Here is a 14,990-nt window from a genome sequence, read left to right on the forward strand (position 1 = left end):
GCGCGGACGGAGCCCGGCGGGACCGGCGCCCCGGCCGGGACGCTGCTCGAACTGAAGGGGATGCGGGTCTTCTACGGCGCCATCGAGGCGCTGAAGGGCATCGACCTGACGGTCGGCAAGGGCGAGATCGTCGCCCTGCTCGGCGGCAACGGCGCGGGCAAGACGACCACGCTGCGGACGATCTCCGGCATGCTCCAGCCCCGCCACGGCGAGGTGCTGCTGCGCGGCGAGCGGATCGACGGCATCAAGTCGCACGAACTGGTCCGCTTCGGCATCGGGCACGTGCCCGAGGGCCGGCGGGTGTTCGCGACGATGACGGTGCTGGAGAACCTGGAGATGGGCGCGTACCGGTTCTCGTCGGTGGACGCCGGCGACCTGGACCGGGTGTTCACGCTCTTCCCCCGGCTCGCCGAGCGGCGCTCGCAGCAGGCGGGCACCCTCTCCGGCGGCGAGCAGCAGATGCTCGCCATCGGCCGCGCCCTGATGGGCCGGCCGGAGCTGCTCCTGCTGGACGAGCCGTCCATGGGCCTGGCGCCGCTGATCGTCCAGCAGATCTTCGAGATCGTGAAGGAGATCAACGAGCAGGGCACCACGGTGCTGCTGGTCGAGCAGAACGCCACGCAGGCCCTGGGCCTCGCCCACCGCGGGTACGTCCTGGAGACGGGCTCGGTGGCCATGGCCGGCCCGGCGGGCGAACTGCTCGCGGACTCCCGCATCCGCGCCGCCTACCTCGGCGAGGGCGCGGCCTGACCGGCGGCGGCACGTGACGGCGTCGGGCGGCCCCTCCGCGGGGCGCCCGGCGCTCACCCGTGCCGTCAGACGACGCCCGGGACGCTCCCCGCGTCCTGCGCGGTGACCTCCCGCAGCAGGCACGTCAGGCGCGCGGTGCACACGCGCTTGTCCTGCTCGTCGGTGACGACGATCTCGTACGTGGCGGTGGTCCGCCCGCGGTGCACCGGGGTCGCCACGCCGGTGACCAGGCCCTGGCGGACGCCGCGGTGGTGGGTGCAGTTGAGGTCGACGCCGACCGCGATCTTCTTCGAGCCGCCGTGCAGCATGGCGCCCACCGAGCCGAGCGTCTCGGCCAGCACGGCCGACGCCCCGCCGTGGAGCAGGCCGTAGGGCTGGGTGTTGCCCTCCACGGGCATGGTGCCGACGACGCGGTCGGGCGCCGCCTCGACGATCCGCAGCCCCATGCGCTCGCCGAGGTGACCCGCGGAGAACAGGGCGGGCAGGTCGACGCCGAGCGCGGCGTACTCGTCGATGACCTCTTGCGGGAACTTCACTGCGGTCTGCTCGCCCATGGGGCCCGAACTCCGTTCGTCGTCGTACGGCTGTCCTGGTGGTGCCGGTGGCTGAGCGAACGCTCAGTCGGCCGGTGATTGTTCCAGACGGACGACGACGGACTTGCTGGCGGGGGTGTTGCTGACGTCCGCGGTCGCGTCGAGCGGCACCAGGACGTTCGTCTCGGGGTAGTAGGCGGCCGCGCAGCCGCGGGCCGTCGGGTAGTGCACGACGCGGAAGCGCGGCGCGCGGCGCTCCACGCCGTCGGTCCACTCGCCGACCAGGTCCGCGTACGCCCCGTCCGCGAGGCCGAGCCGCGCCGCGTCGTCCGGGTGGACCAGGACGACCCGCCGCCCGCCCTCGATGCCGCGGTAGCGGTCGTCGAGGCCGTAGACGGTGGTGTTGTACTGGTCGTGCGAGCGCAGGGTCTGGAGCAGCAGCCGGCCCTCGGGCACCTTCGGGTACTCGACGGGCGCGGCGGTGAAGTTCGCCTTCCCCGTCGCCGTCGGGAAGCGCCGCTCGTCGCGCGGGGCGTGGGGGAGGGCGAACCCGCCGGGGTTCGCCGCGAGGCGGGCGTTGAAGTCCTCGAAGCCGGGGACGACGCGCGCGATGCGGTCGCGGATGGCGGCGTAGTCCTTCTCGAACTCCTCCCACGGCGTGCGGGAGGACGGGCCGAGGACGGCCCGCGCCATGCGCGCGACGATGGCCGGCTCGGAGAGCAGGAGCGGGCCGGCCGGCGGGAGGTTGCCGCGGGAGGCGTGGACCAGCCCCATCGAGTCCTCGACGGTCACGAACTGCCGGCCCGACGCCTGGACGTCCCGGTCGGTGCGGCCCAGCGTGGGCAGGATCAGCGCGCGGGCGCCGGTCACCACGTGGGACCGGTTCAGCTTGGTGGAGACGTGCACCGTCAGCCGGGCCCGCCGCATGGCGGCCTCGGTGACCTCCGTGTCCGGGGTGGCGGCGACGAAGTTCCCGCCCATCGCGAAGAACACCTTGGCGCGCCCGTCGCGCAGCGCCCGGATCGCCCGCACCACGTCGTAGCCGTGGTGGCGCGGGGAGGTGATGCCGAACTCAGCGTCCAGGGCGTCCAGGAAGGCGTCGGAGGGGCGCTCGAAGATGCCCATGGTCCGGTCGCCCTGCACGTTGGAGTGGCCGCGGACCGGGCACACGCCCGCCCCGGGCCGCCCCACGGCGCCGCGCAGCAGGAGGAGGTTGACGACCTCCCGGATGGTGGGCACGGAGTGCTTGTGCTGGGTGAGCCCCATCGCCCAGCAGACGATGGTGCGGCGCGAGGAGAGCACCATGCGCAGCGCCCGCTCGATCTCGGCGCGGGTCAGGCCCGTGGCGGCCAGCGTCTCGTCCCAGTCGGCGGCGCGCGCGGCCGCCGCGAACTCCTCGTACCCGTGGGTGTGCTCGCGGACGAACTCCTCGTCCACCGCGCCCCCGGTCTCGATGACGAGCTTGTTGAGGAGGCGGAAGAGCGCCTGGTCGCCGCCGATGCGGATCTGCAGGAAGAGGTCGGTGAGGACGGTGCCCTTCAGCAGCCCCTTCGGGGTCTGGGGGTTCTTGAACCGCTCCAGGCCCGCCTCGGGCAGCGGATTCACCGAGATGATCCGCGCACCGGCCGCCTTGGCCTTCTCCAGGGCGCTCAGCATGCGCGGGTGGTTGGTGCCGGGGTTCTGCCCGGCGACAATGATCAGGTCGGCCTGGTGGAGGTCGTCGAGGGAGACGCTGCCCTTGCCGACGCCGAGCGTCTCGGTGAGCGCGGACCCGGACGACTCGTGGCACATGTTCGAGCAGTCCGGCAGGTTGTTGGTGCCGAACTCGCGGGCGAAGAGCTGGAACAGGAACGCGGCCTCGTTGCTGGTGCGGCCCGAGGTGTAGAAGAGGGCCTCGTCCGGGGAGTCCAGCGCGGTGAGCTCCTCCGCGATGATCCCGAAGGCCCGCTCCCAGCTGACCTCCTCGTACCGGTCGGCCCCCTGAGGCAGGTACACGGGGTGGGTGATGCGGCCCTGCTGGCCGAGCCAGTAGCCGCTGCGGCCCGCCAGGTCCGACAGCGGGTGGGCGGCGAAGAACTCCGGCGTCACCCGGCGCAGCGTCGCCTCCTCGGCGACGGCCTTCGCGCCGTTCTCGCAGAACTCGGCGACGTGCCGCTTGTCGCCCTCGGGCCAGGCGCAGCCGGGGCAGTCGAAGCCGTCCTTCTGGTTGACCTTGAGGAGCGTGCGGGCGGTGCGGCCGAGCCCCATCTGCCGCTGCGAGGCGCGCAGGCCGTGCACCACGCCCGGCAGCCCGGCCGCCGAGTGCCGGACGCCGGTCACCCGCGGAGCGTCCTGTACCGGGTCACCTGCGGGCGGTTCGCTGACCATGGTGCGCGCTCCTTCGTCTTCGTCTCTTCGTCTCGCCGTACGTGCCGTGTCCCTCCGATCCTGTCACGCGGCACCGACGGCGCGACCCCGCCCGTCAGCCGTTGTCGGTGCGGCGTGGCAGGATCGTGTCCGTGGCTGAGACAGCATCGAAGAAGACCGCGCAAGACCGTCCGCGCCTGCTCCTCATGGACGGGCACTCCCTGGCGTACCGGGCGTTCTTCGCGCTGCCCGCGGAGAACTTCACCACGTCGAGCGGGCAGACGACCAACGCCGTGTACGGCTTCGCGTCGATGCTGGCGAACACGCTGCGCGACGAGGCGCCCACGCACTTCGCCGTGGCGTTCGACGTGTCCCGCAAGACGTGGCGCTCGCAGGACTTCCCGGAGTACAAGGCGAACCGCTCCTCCACCCCCGACGAGTTCAAGGGCCAGGTGGAGCTGATCGGCGAGCTGCTCGACACGATGAACGCCGTCCGCTTCGCGGTGGAGGGCTTCGAGGCGGACGACATCATCGCCACCCTGGCCACCCAGGCGGAGGCCGCCGGGTTCGAGGTCCTCGTCGTCACCGGCGACCGGGACTCCTTCCAGCTGGTCTCCGACCACGTCACGGTGCTCTACCCGACGAAGGGCGTCTCGGAGCTCACCCGCTTCACGCCCGAGAAGGTGCAGGAGAAGTACGGCCTGTCCCCGAGCCAGTACCCCGACTTCGCCGCGCTGCGCGGCGACCCGTCGGACAACCTCCCGGGCATCCCCGGCGTCGGCGAGAAGACCGCCACGAAGTGGATCACCCAGTTCGGGTCGTTCCAGGAGCTGGTCGAGCGCGCCGACGAGGTCAAGGGGAAGGTCGGGCAGGCGCTGCGCGACCACCTGGAGTCCGTCAAGCTCAACCGCCACCTCACCGAGCTGGTGCGCGACGTGGAGCTGCCGAAGGCGGTCGCCGACCTGGAGCGCGCCCCCTACGACCGGACGGCGCTCAAGGGCTTCCTGGAGGTCCTGGAGATCCGCAACCCCAGTCTGCGCGAGCGGCTGCTCGCCGTGGACCCGGGCGCCGAGGAGGAGTCCGCCCCGGCCCCGGCCGCCGGGGTGGAGCTGGACGGCGCGGTCCTCGGCACCGGCGAGGTCGCGCCGTGGCTGGAGCGCCACGGGGACGGACCGCTCGGCATGGCCACGGTCGACAGCTGGGCGCTCGGCGTCGGCAGCGTCGCGGAGGTCGCCCTCGCCGCCGCGGACGGCGCGGCGGCGTGGTTCGACCCGTCGGGGCTGGACGAGGCCGACGAGCGCGCCTTCGCCGCGTGGCTCGCCGACCCCGCCCGCCCGAAGGTCCTGCACAACGCCAAGGCGGCCATGCGCGTCCTGCCGGAGCACGGCTGGAGCGTGGCGGGCGTCACGATGGACACCGCGCTCGCGGCGTACCTGGTGAAGCCGGGCCGCCGCTCCTTCGCGCTGGACGCGCTCTCCGTGGAGTACCTGGGCCGGGAGCTCGCCCCGGCGTCGGCCGCCGACGGCCAGCTGGCGTTCGGCGCGGACGAGACGGCGGAGGCCGACGCGCTGATGACGCAGGCCCGCGCGGTCCTCGACCTGGGCGACGCCTTCACCGCGCGACTGGAGGAGGTGGGCGCGACCCGCCTGCTGCACGAGGTCGAGCTGCCCACCTCCGAGCTGCTCGCCCGGATGGAGCGGCACGGCATCGCCGCCGACCGGCCGCACCTGGAGGCGATGGAGCAGCAGTTCGCCGGCGCGGTGCAGCACGCCGTGAAGGAGGCGCACGCCTCGGTGGGCCACGAGTTCAACCTCGGCTCGCCCAAGCAGCTCCAGGAAGTCCTCTTCGGCGAGCTGAACCTGCCGAAGACGAAGAAGACGAAGACCGGCTACACCACGGACGCCGACGCCCTGGCGTGGCTGGCCGCGCAGACCGAGCACGAACTGCCGGTGATCATGCTGCGCCACCGCGAGCAGGCCAAGCTCCGCGTGACGGTCGAGGGCCTGATCAAGACGGTCGCGGCGGACGGCCGGATCCACACCACGTTCAACCAGACCGTCGCCGCGACGGGACGGCTGTCGTCCACCGACCCGAACCTGCAGAACATCCCGGTCCGCACGGACGAGGGCCGCGCCATCCGCCGGGGCTTCGTCGTCGGCGAGGGCTTCGACGCCCTGATGACGGCCGACTACAGCCAGATCGAGCTGCGCGTGATGGCCCACCTCTCGGAGGACGAGGGCCTCATCGAGGCGTTCACCTCCGGCGAGGACCTGCACACCACGGTCGCCTCACAGGTGTTCGGCGTGGACAAGTCCGCCGTCGACGCCGAGATGCGCCGCAAGATCAAGGCCATGTCGTACGGGCTGGCGTACGGCCTGTCGGCGTTCGGCCTCTCGCAGCAGCTGAACATCGAGGCCGCCGAGGCGCGCGGGCTGATGGACACCTACTTCGAGCGCTTCGGCGGGGTGCGGGACTACCTGCGCCGGGTCGTCGACGAGGCCCGCGCGACGGGGTACACCGAGACGATGCTCGGCCGCCGCCGCTACCTGCCCGACCTGAACAGCGACAACCGCCAGCGCCGCGAGATGGCCGAGCGGATGGCGCTGAACGCCCCGATCCAGGGCACGGCCGCCGACATCGTGAAGGTCGCCATGCTCAACGTGGACCGCGCCCTCACCGAGGCGGGCCTGGCCTCCCGGTTGCTGCTCCAGGTGCACGACGAGATCGTGCTGGAGCTGGTGCCGGGCGAGCGGGAGCGGGTCGAGGAGATCGTGCGCCGGGAGATGGCGTCGGCGGTCGAGCTGCGGGCGCCGCTCGACGTCTCCGTGGGCGTCGGCCCCGACTGGGAGTCCGCCGCGCACTGACCGGCCGGCCCCGGGGCGCGGCGGTCACGGCCGCGCCCCGGGGCTGCCGGGGCCGCGCCGCCGTACGTACGGCCCGTGCCGAGGGTGAGCTGTGTGCGGCGGGCTGCGCCGGGGTCGTGCGCGGCTCCCGCGCCGTGGGCGGGCGGTGCGGCGGCGCCGGTCAGGGGCGGAGCGCCGCGCTCCGCAGCCGCGCCCCGGCGCCGTAGAGGACCAGGCCCGCGACCAGCCCCGCACCCGCGCCGAAGCAGGCCGTGGGGATGACGTCGAGCGGCGTCTCGATCCGCCCCCAGTACGCGTACCAGCGCAGGCACCGGTGGAGCAGCCCCGCCGCCGCGCAGCCGGCGAGCACCCCGGCCGCCAGCCACCGGCCGCTCCGGGTCGGCGCCGGCCACGGCACTCCCGCACCGGCCTCCGGCGCGGGCGCGCGGCGCAGGGCGCCCCGGCAGAACCACACGAGCACGACCAGCGCCAGCGCCGAACCGCCGTACTGCGCGTACAGGTACACCGGGAAGCCCGCCACCACCTCGGCGAGCACCGGCAGGACGCGCGTGCCCCACCGGTCGGGGTGCGTGAACAGGTCCCACACCACGTGGGTCGCCGCGCCGAGCACCGCCGAGAGGTAGAACCACACCGCCAGCGCCGCCGGGTGCCGCCCGCGCCAGGGCCGGCCCCGCAGCACCGCGTACACCCGCCCCCGCCACCGCACGGGCAGCAGGGAGACGAGCGGCTCACGCACCATCAGCCACAGGGCCGTCAGGAGCACCGCGGTGGCGGCGTCGACGGTGAGGACGCCGAGGACACCGTGCGTCAGCTCGCCGAAGGCCATGGCGCCGGGTAGGACACTGTCGGCGTAGTAGGTCATATCCGGCGCGAACGACCCGGTGACGAGGGCCGACGCCACCAACGGCCCCCGGGCGGCACCGGACCTCCGCAGTCCCGGCAGCACCGCGGCGGCATGGCTCAGTGTGAACGGCATGAATGCGGCCCCCCGGCGCGGCACATGAGAATCGGCAACAGCGGTCAGTATCAATCATGCTGTGGTCACATCCGGCGCACCGGTGTGGGGCAGTACGCAGACGACCGGTGACGAAAGCGTGAAAAGCGGTCAGTCCTCGGTGTGGCGGAGTGCCGAGTTGACGTAGGGTCGCCTGAGCCGCGCACCGGGGCGCGCGGCCGAGGTCTTCGGCGCCGACGGGCGCCATCGGGGAGGGACAACGAGCATGGCAGCGCACATCGGCCGTCGACTGCGCAAGGGCGCCACCACCACCGCGGTGGCCGCCGCGGCGGTGGCGGCGCTCTCCGCGTCGCAGGCACCGGGCGCCGTTCCGGTCGCGGGCGGCCAGACGGCCGGCGGCTCCACGCCGCCGCCCCCCTCGGGCGCCACCGCCACCGGAGACTCGCCCTACTACACCGACCTGCCGCCGCTGAAGACCCCCCACCCCCTCCCGCCGGGCAGCTCCCCCGACGGCCTGCTGGGCACCGGCCCCGCGGAGGCCGGCATACCGGCGACCGTCCTCGCCGCCTACAAGCAGGCCGAGCAGCACCTGAGGACCACCAAGCCGGGGTGCAACCTCCCCTGGCAGCTCCTCGCCGGCATCGGCAAGGTGGAGTCGGGCCAGGCCCGCGGCGGCCGCGTCGACGCCAACGGCACCACGCCGTCGCCGATCCTCGGCCCGGTCCTCGACGGCAACGGCTTCGCCAACATCACCGACACCGACGACGGCGCCTACGACGGCGACGCCCGGCACGACCGCGCGGTCGGCCCGATGCAGTTCATCCCCTCCACCTGGGCGTCGTGGGGCCAGGACGCCAACGGCGACGGCCGCAAGGACCCCAACAACATCTTCGACGCCGCGCGGGCCGCCGGCATGTACCTGTGCGCCAACAACCGCGACCTGGCGGTCAAGGCGGACCTGGACCGCGCCATCCTCAGCTACAACCAGTCCCGCGAGTACCTGCGCACGGTGCTGTCCTGGTTCGAGTTCTACAAGCGCGGCACGCACCAGGTCCCCGACGGCAGCGGCGTGCAGCCCGGCGACCTCAGCGACCCCGTCACGACGCCCGTCGGGAGCGGCACCGGCACCGCCCCGAGCACGCCGGTCACCACCCCGTCGCCGAAGCCCGCCCCGGCGCCGAAGCCGACGCCGTCCACCCCGGCTCCCAAGCCGACCCCGTCCAAGCCGGCGCAGCCCACCAAGCCGACGCCCACCCCGACCCCGACGCCCACCCCGACACCCACCCCGACCCCGACCCCGACGCCCACGCCGACGACCCCGCTCGACCGGCTGCACCGCCTCGTGGTCACCGGCGCCGGCACCCTGACCGCCCCCGCCGGCACCGAGTTCCCGGTGAGGCCCGTGGTCACGGCCCGCGACGCGTGGGGCAAGGCGCTCGGCGGCGTCCCGGTCCGCTTCGAGGTCATCGGCGACACCGACGCGAGCTTCCCCGGCGGCACGACCGTCGCCACCGTCACCACGCGCGCCGACGGCACCGCCACCGCCCCCGTCCTCGACGCGGGCGAGCGGACCGGGCAGTTCACCGTCCGGGCGGCCGTACCGCAGCGCCCCGCCGTCGGCCCCGCCGACTTCGCGGCGACGGTCACCACCGGGCAGGCGGACGCCCTCGTCCGTACGGGCGGCGCGGCCCTGTCGGCCGTCCCCGAGGGCGAGTTCGCCGAGCAGCTGACCGTGAAGGCCACCCGCAAGGGCGCCCCCGTGGCCGGTGCCGCGCTCACCGCCACCGTGCTGGTGAAGGCCGCGGACGGCACCCTGGCGCCCGCCGAGGAAGGGCCCTTCTTCAAGGACGGCCGCGGCGAGCCCCTGCGGGCCCTCGCCGGTCTGGAGACCGACGCGGACGGCGTGCTGCGGCTGCCGAAGCTGTACGCCGACGGCCTGGCCGGCACGTTCCACCTGCGCCTCACCGCGCAGGGCGGCGCGACCCTGACGGTGGAACTCCAGGTCGCCGCCGCCTGACCGGCGCCCCGCGGCCCGCCGCCGCACGCGCCTGGCGCGCGGGCAGGACGGCGGGCCGCACCGCCCCGTCCCGCCGCAAGCCGCCCCGCTCCGCCGAGCCGCAAGCCGCCGAGCCACTGCGTCGAGCCGCCACCGCGTCCCGACGCCCCGCCGAGCCGCCACCGCGTCCCGACGCCCCGCCGCCGCTCAGGGCGGTCAGCGCCGCGGGTTGACGCGCCGTGTCGCCACGGCCGTGGCCGGGTCCTCCGGCCACGGGTGCCGCGGGTAGCGGCCGCGCAGCTCGGCGCGCACCGCCCGGTAGCCCTCCCGCCAGAACGACTCCAGGTCGGCGGTGACGGCGGCCGGCCGGCCCGCCGGCGACAGCAGGTGCACCAGGACGGGCACCCCCGCGACCCGGGGCGTCCGCGCCATCCCGAACAGCTCCTGGAGCTTCACCGCCAGCACCGGCTGCGGACCCCCGTACTCGACGCGGACCCGCGAGCCGCTCGGCACCTCGATCCGCTCCGGCGCCAACGCGTCCAGGCGCGCGGCGTCCCCGCCCGTCCACGGCAGCAGCCGCCGCAGGCCCTGCCCCGCGTCGATCCGCCCCAGGTCCGCCCGGCGCCGCGCCCGCGACAACTCGGGCTCCAGCCACTCCTCCGCGCGCTCCAGCAGCGCGGCGTCCGACACGTCGGGCCAGGGCGGGCCCACCTCGCGGTGCACGAACGCCAGCCGCTGCCGCAGCTCCTGCGACTCCCGCGACCAGCGCAGCAGCCCCGGCCCCTCGCGCCGCAGCCCCTCCAGCAGGGCGGCGCGCACCAGCGCCGGGTCCGGGTCCCGCAGCGGCCGCACGGCCGTCTCGATCGCGCCCAGCCGCTCCACGGACCGCGCGACCACGTCACCGTCCTCCCACCGCACCTCCTCGCCCGACGCGAGCAGGTGCCGGGCGGCCGACCGGGCGGTCTCCTCGTCCACCACCGCGGCGAGCCGCACCCGCGCGGACGCGGCGTGCGGCGGCCGGTCCGCGACGGCGACCGCCAGCCAGGGCGCCGTCCGCAGCCGGGAGCCGTCCCGCAGCTCGGCGCCCGTGCCGGACGCCATCAGGAACGCCCCCGCGCCCCTGGCCCGCGCCACCCGCTCCGGGTACGCCAGCGACGTGACCGCCCCGACGACGGCGTCGTCCGGCAGGTCGGCCGGCGGCGTCCCGGAGCCGCCCAGGTCCTGCCCCGCCAACCGCCGCGCCTCCTGCCGCCACCGCGCCCCGTACGCGTCACCGCCCCGACGCGCCGCGCGCCACGCCGCCGCCAGGTCGTCGCCGTACTCGCGCGGCGGCTCCTCGCTCAGCAGCGCCACCACCTCCGCCGCGCGCCGCGCCCCCACCGCCGACGCCCCGTCGAGCAGCGCGCGGGCCAGCCGGGGGTGCAGGCCGAGGCGGGACATCCGTACGCCCCGCTCCGTCGCCCGGCCCGCCCCGTCCACCGCGCCGACCGCCGCCAGCACCGATCGCGCGGCGGCCAGCGCACCGGCGGGCGGCGCGTCCAGCAGCGCCAGCCCCGACGCGTCCGGATCGCCCCAGACGGCGGCCCGCAAGGCGAACGCCGACAGGTCCGCCACCTGGATCTCCGGCGACGGGAACCGCGGCAGGCGCCCGTCCTCCGCCTCCGTCCAGCAGCGGTACACCACACCCGGCGCCTCGCGTCCCGCCCGGCCCGCCCGCTGCCGGGCCGCCGCCCTCGACGCCCGTACGGTGGTCAGCGAACCGAGGCCCCGCGCGTGGTCCACCCGCGGCTCGCGGGCCAGGCCCGAGTCCACCACCACCCGCACGCCCGGCACGGTCAGCGACGACTCGGCCACCGACGTCGCCAGCACCACCCGGCGGCCCCGGCCGGGGGAGAGCACCGCCTCCTGCACCGCGGCCGGGGCCCGGCCGTGCACCTGGAGCACCTCCACGTCGGCGAGGCCCGCCAGGAGCCCCGCCACCCGCGCGATCTCCCCGACACCGGGCAGGAAGCACAGCACGTCGCCGGAGCGCTCCGCCAGCGCCCGCCGCACCACCGATGCCACGTGCGCCAGGAACGCCGGATCCACGCGCGTCCCGTGCGGCGGCCGCACGGACGACGCCGGCGGGGCCCACACCGCCTCCACCGGGTGGGCCGTCCCCTCGGCCTCCACCACCGGCGCACCGCCCAGCAGCCGGGACCAGCCCTCCGCGTCGGTCGTCGCCGAGGCGGCCACCAGCCGCAGCTCGGGCCGGAGCGCGGCACGCACGTCCAGCAGGAACGCGGCGGCGGTGTCGGCGTCCAGGTGCCGCTCGTGGCACTCGTCCAGGACCACCACGTCCACCCCGGGCAGCTCCTGGTCCCGATGGAGCCGCTGGAGCAGCACGCCCGTGGTCACCACCTCGACGACCGTCCCGCGCGACACCACCCGCTCGCCGCGCACCGTGAAGCCCACCCGGCCGCCCACCTGCTCGCCCAGCAGCCACGCCATCCGCCGGGCCGCCGCCCGCGCCGCGATCCGCCGCGGCTCGGCCACGACGACCCGCGCGCCGCGCCCGGCGAGCGCCAGCGGCACCAGCGTGGTCTTGCCCGTGCCGGGCGGCGCGCACAGCACCGCCGCCCCGTGGCCGTCGAGCGCCCGCTCCAGGGCGGGCAGGGCGGTGCGCACGGGGAGGGCCGACGCCTCCTCCCGCAGCCGCATCACGCGCGCTCGCACACGAAGATCGCCGTGCCCGGGATGAGGTTGCCGCGCAGCGGCGACCAGCCGCCCCACTCCTGGCCGTTCCAGGCGGGCCACTCCGGCTCCACCAGGTCCACCAGCCGGAAGCCGCCCGCGACGACGTCCCGCACCCGGTCGCCGAGCGTGCGGTGGTGCTCCACGTACACCGCCCGGCCCTCCTCGTCCTGCTCCACGTAGGGCGTGCGGTCGAAGTACGAGGACGCCACCGTCAGCCCCTCGGGCCCCGGCTCGTCCGGGAACGCCCACCGCACGGGGTGCGTCACGGAGAACACCCAGCGCCCGCCCGGCCGCAGCACCCGCCGCACCTCCCGGAAGACCCGCACCGGGTCGGCGACGAAGGGCACCGCCCCGTACGCCGAGCAGGCCAGGTCGAAGGAGCCGTCCCGGAAGGGCAGCGCCCCGGCGTCGGCCTGCACCGGCGCCAGCCCGTCCGCCCCGATGCGCAGCGCGTGCTGGAGCTGCCGGTGGGAGAGGTCCAGCGCGACCGGCCGCGCTCCCTGCGCCGCCAGCCACCGCGAGCACTGGGCCGCGCCCGCGCCGATCTCCAGGACGTCCAGGCCCCGCAGGGAGGCGGCCGGGCCCAGCAGCCCGGCGTCCGCCTCGTCCAGCCCCTCGGGCCCCCACACGAACCGGTCGTCGCCGAGGAACCCGCCGTGTTCGCTCTGGTACTCGTCGGCGTTCCGGTCCCACCAGCCCCGGCTGGCCCTGCTGCTCTCCGCGTCGTCCGCGTCACGGCGCGTCGCGTCCGGCTCCGTCGCGGGCTCTTCGATGCCTCGGGTGTCTTGGTTCATCTCGTCCGTCGTTGTAGTTTGCGGACATCGCTTCGGGTGTCCCGGGCGTGCCGCCCGCAGGCCGCGCCCCGCGTGTCGCCGGCGCGCCGCGGCCAGGATGGCCTCGGCGAAGCTTAGTTGTGCCGGGTATGGAGGGATCCGCCCCGGGTGGGCGTCTTCGCGCATTGACCCTGCCCCGCCGCGCCCGTATGCTAAAGGTTGCGCTGCGGGCCTGCGCGCCTCAGACGGAGCAGGTCGCGCTCGCATCTGTTGTATGTCCCCTCGGTTGTCGAGGCGCCACCCGGCCGACCCAGTCGGCGGGAACGGGCGCTTCCTTGGCTGTCCGGCTTCTGCAGCTGCGATACGGGCTCACGGCGTAGCAGTACCTACGACTTTCTGTCCGTAACCGGAGCCCTTTCCCACATGACGAGCAGCACCGAGACCACCGCCACCACCCCGCAGGTTGCGGTCAACGACATCGGTAACGAGGAAGCCTTCCTCGCCGCGATCGACGAGACGATCAAGTACTTCAACGACGGCGACATCGTCGACGGCGTCATCGTGAAGGTCGACCGGGACGAGGTCCTGCTCGACATCGGTTACAAGACCGAAGGCGTGATCCCGAGCCGCGAGCTCTCGATCAAGCACGACGTCGACCCGAACGAGGTCGTCAAGGTCGGCGACGAGATCGAGGCCCTGGTTCTCCAGAAGGAGGACAAGGAAGGCCGCCTGATCCTGTCCAAGAAGCGCGCTCAGTACGAGCGTGCCTGGGGCACGATCGAGAAGATCAAGGAAGAGGACGGCATCGTCACCGGTACCGTCATCGAGGTCGTCAAGGGTGGTCTCATCCTCGACATCGGCCTCCGTGGCTTCCTGCCGGCCTCCCTCGTCGAGATGCGCCGTGTCCGCGACCTCCAGCCCTACGTGGGCAAGGAGCTCGAGGCGAAGATCATCGAGCTGGACAAGAACCGCAACAACGTGGTCCTGTCCCGCCGCGCCTGGCTCGAGCAGACCCAGTCCGAGGTTCGCCAGACGTTCCTCACCACCCTGCAGAAGGGTCAGGTCCGCTCCGGCGTCGTCTCCTCGATCGTCAACTTCGGTGCCTTCGTGGACCTGGGTGGCGTCGACGGTCTCGTGCACGTCTCCGAGCTGTCCTGGAAGCACATCGACCACCCGTCCGAGGTCGTCGAGGTGGGCCAGGAGGTCACCGTCGAGGTCCTCGACGTCGACATGGACCGCGAGCGTGTCTCCCTGTCGCTGAAGGCGACGCAGGAGGACCCGTGGCAGCAGTTCGCCCGGACCCACCAGATCGGTCAGGTCGTCCCGGGTAAGGTCACGAAGCTGGTTCCGTTCGGCGCGTTCGTCCGCGTGGACGAGGGCATCGAGGGTCTGGTCCACATCTCCGAGCTGGCCGAGCGCCACGTGGAGATCCCGGAGCAGGTCGTCCAGGTCAACGACGAGATCTTCGTCAAGGTCATCGACATCGACCTCGAGCGCCGCCGCATCAGCCTCTCGCTGAAGCAGGCCAACGAGTCCTTCGGCTCGGACCCGGCGTCGGTCGAGTTCGACCCGACGCTGTACGGCATGGCCGCGTCGTACGACGACCAGGGGAACTACATCTACCCCGAGGGCTTCGACCCCGAGACCAACGACTGGCTCGAGGGCTACGAGACCCAGCGCGAGGCGTGGGAGACCCAGTACGCCGAGGCGCAGCAGCGCTTCGAGCAGCACCAGGCCCAGGTCATCAAGTCCCGCGAGGCCGACGAGGCCGCCGCTGCCGAGGGTGGCACCGCCGCTCCGGCCGGCGCGCCCGCGGGTGTCTCCGGTGGTTCGTACTCCTCGGAGTCGGACGACAACTCCGGCGCCCTGGCGTCGGACGAGGCGCTGGCCGCCCTCCGCGAGAAGCTGGCCGGCGGCCAGAGCTGAACGGCTCGGCACCGACCCGCTAGCTCCTAGCAGGTGAATCGAGGCCCGTCCCGGAAGGGACGGGCCTCGACGCGTCTCCGGTCGGTGGCCGGGCCCGTGCGCGGCCCGGGC

General features: G+C 74.4%; 9 protein-coding genes. 4 read left to right on the forward strand and 5 right to left on the reverse strand.

The annotated features are described in order from the left end of the window. Positions 1-60: 60 nt before the first annotated feature. Positions 61-750: an ABC transporter ATP-binding protein gene (locus tag LPA54_RS15410; protein WP_228978002.1), complete on the forward strand. Its 690-nt coding sequence runs from the start codon at positions 61-63 to the stop codon at positions 748-750. A 65-nt stretch (positions 751-815) separates the two neighbouring features. On the opposite strand, the gene LPA54_RS15415 is transcribed toward LPA54_RS15410, so the two are convergent. Together LPA54_RS15415 and LPA54_RS15420 are read right to left on the reverse strand one after the other, a co-directional pair. Further along, positions 816-1,304, reverse strand: a complete 489-nt coding sequence (locus tag LPA54_RS15415; protein WP_228977920.1) for a PaaI family thioesterase — start codon at positions 1,302-1,304, stop codon at positions 816-818. Positions 1,305-1,367: 63 nt separating this feature from the next. Beyond that, positions 1,368-3,650 (reverse strand): FdhF/YdeP family oxidoreductase, encoded by a 2,283-nt coding sequence (locus LPA54_RS15420; protein ID WP_228977923.1) that lies wholly within the window; start codon positions 3,648-3,650, stop codon positions 1,368-1,370. A 185-nt stretch (positions 3,651-3,835) separates the two neighbouring features. Between LPA54_RS15420 and polA the strand changes: the two genes are divergently transcribed. Next, the gene (gene polA, locus LPA54_RS15425; RefSeq protein ID WP_228978005.1) at positions 3,836-6,493 is read left to right on the forward strand and encodes a DNA polymerase I; all 2,658 of its coding nucleotides are present in this window, start codon (positions 3,836-3,838) and stop codon (positions 6,491-6,493) included. Positions 6,494-6,653: 160 nt separating this feature from the next. Here the strand turns inward: polA and LPA54_RS15430 are convergent, their stop codons facing one another. Then, the gene (locus tag LPA54_RS15430; protein WP_228977925.1) at positions 6,654-7,469 is read right to left on the reverse strand and encodes a DUF4184 family protein; all 816 of its coding nucleotides are present in this window, start codon (positions 7,467-7,469) and stop codon (positions 6,654-6,656) included. Positions 7,470-7,713: 244 nt separating this feature from the next. Between LPA54_RS15430 and LPA54_RS15435 the strand changes: the two genes are divergently transcribed. Beyond that, on the forward strand, positions 7,714-9,465 hold the full coding sequence (locus LPA54_RS15435) for a lytic transglycosylase domain-containing protein (RefSeq protein ID WP_228977927.1): 1,752 nt from the start codon (positions 7,714-7,716) through the stop codon (positions 9,463-9,465). A gap of 195 nt (positions 9,466-9,660) precedes the next feature. Here LPA54_RS15435 and hrpB read toward each other — a convergent pair whose 3' ends face one another. Both hrpB and LPA54_RS15445 read right to left on the reverse strand, forming a co-directional pair. Further along, entirely contained in the window at positions 9,661-12,144 is a 2,484-nt protein-coding gene (gene hrpB, locus LPA54_RS15440) for an ATP-dependent helicase HrpB (RefSeq protein WP_228978008.1), read from the reverse strand. Next, a complete protein-coding gene (locus LPA54_RS15445; protein WP_228977929.1) occupies positions 12,144-12,974 on the reverse strand; it encodes a class I SAM-dependent methyltransferase in 831 nt (276 codons plus the stop codon). The genes hrpB and LPA54_RS15445 overlap by 1 nt, the downstream gene beginning before the upstream one ends. A gap of 402 nt (positions 12,975-13,376) precedes the next feature. Here LPA54_RS15445 and rpsA point away from each other — a divergent pair, with 402 nt between their 5' ends. Further along, positions 13,377-14,879, forward strand: coding sequence for a 30S ribosomal protein S1 (gene rpsA / locus LPA54_RS15450; RefSeq protein WP_228977930.1), 1,503 nt, complete (start codon positions 13,377-13,379; stop codon positions 14,877-14,879). Positions 14,880-14,990: the final 111 nt, after the last annotated feature.

The organism is Streptomyces sp. DH12 (assembly GCF_020873895.1).
In the GTDB taxonomy this organism is placed as follows: Bacteria; Actinomycetota; Actinomycetes; order Streptomycetales; family Streptomycetaceae; genus Streptomyces.

Bases quoted from the DNA above. Each gene is read 5' to 3' on its own strand.
- LPA54_RS15410 (WP_228978002.1), top strand. From the start codon at position 61: ATGCGGGTCTTCTACGGCGCCATCGAGGCGCTGAAGGGCATCGACCTG.
- LPA54_RS15415 (WP_228977920.1), bottom strand. From the start codon at position 1,304: ATGGGCGAGCAGACCGCAGTGAAGTTCCCGCAAGAGGTCATCGACGAG.
- LPA54_RS15420 (WP_228977923.1), bottom strand. From the start codon at position 3,650: ATGGTCAGCGAACCGCCCGCAGGTGACCCGGTACAGGACGCTCCGCGG.
- polA (WP_228978005.1), top strand. From the start codon at position 3,836: ATGGACGGGCACTCCCTGGCGTACCGGGCGTTCTTCGCGCTGCCCGCG.
- LPA54_RS15430 (WP_228977925.1), bottom strand. From the start codon at position 7,469: ATGCCGTTCACACTGAGCCATGCCGCCGCGGTGCTGCCGGGACTGCGG.
- LPA54_RS15435 (WP_228977927.1), top strand. From the start codon at position 7,714: ATGGCAGCGCACATCGGCCGTCGACTGCGCAAGGGCGCCACCACCACC.
- hrpB (WP_228978008.1), bottom strand. From the start codon at position 12,144: ATGCGGCTGCGGGAGGAGGCGTCGGCCCTCCCCGTGCGCACCGCCCTG.
- LPA54_RS15445 (WP_228977929.1), bottom strand. From the start codon at position 12,974: ATGAACCAAGACACCCGAGGCATCGAAGAGCCCGCGACGGAGCCGGAC.
- rpsA (WP_228977930.1), top strand. From the start codon at position 13,377: ATGACGAGCAGCACCGAGACCACCGCCACCACCCCGCAGGTTGCGGTC.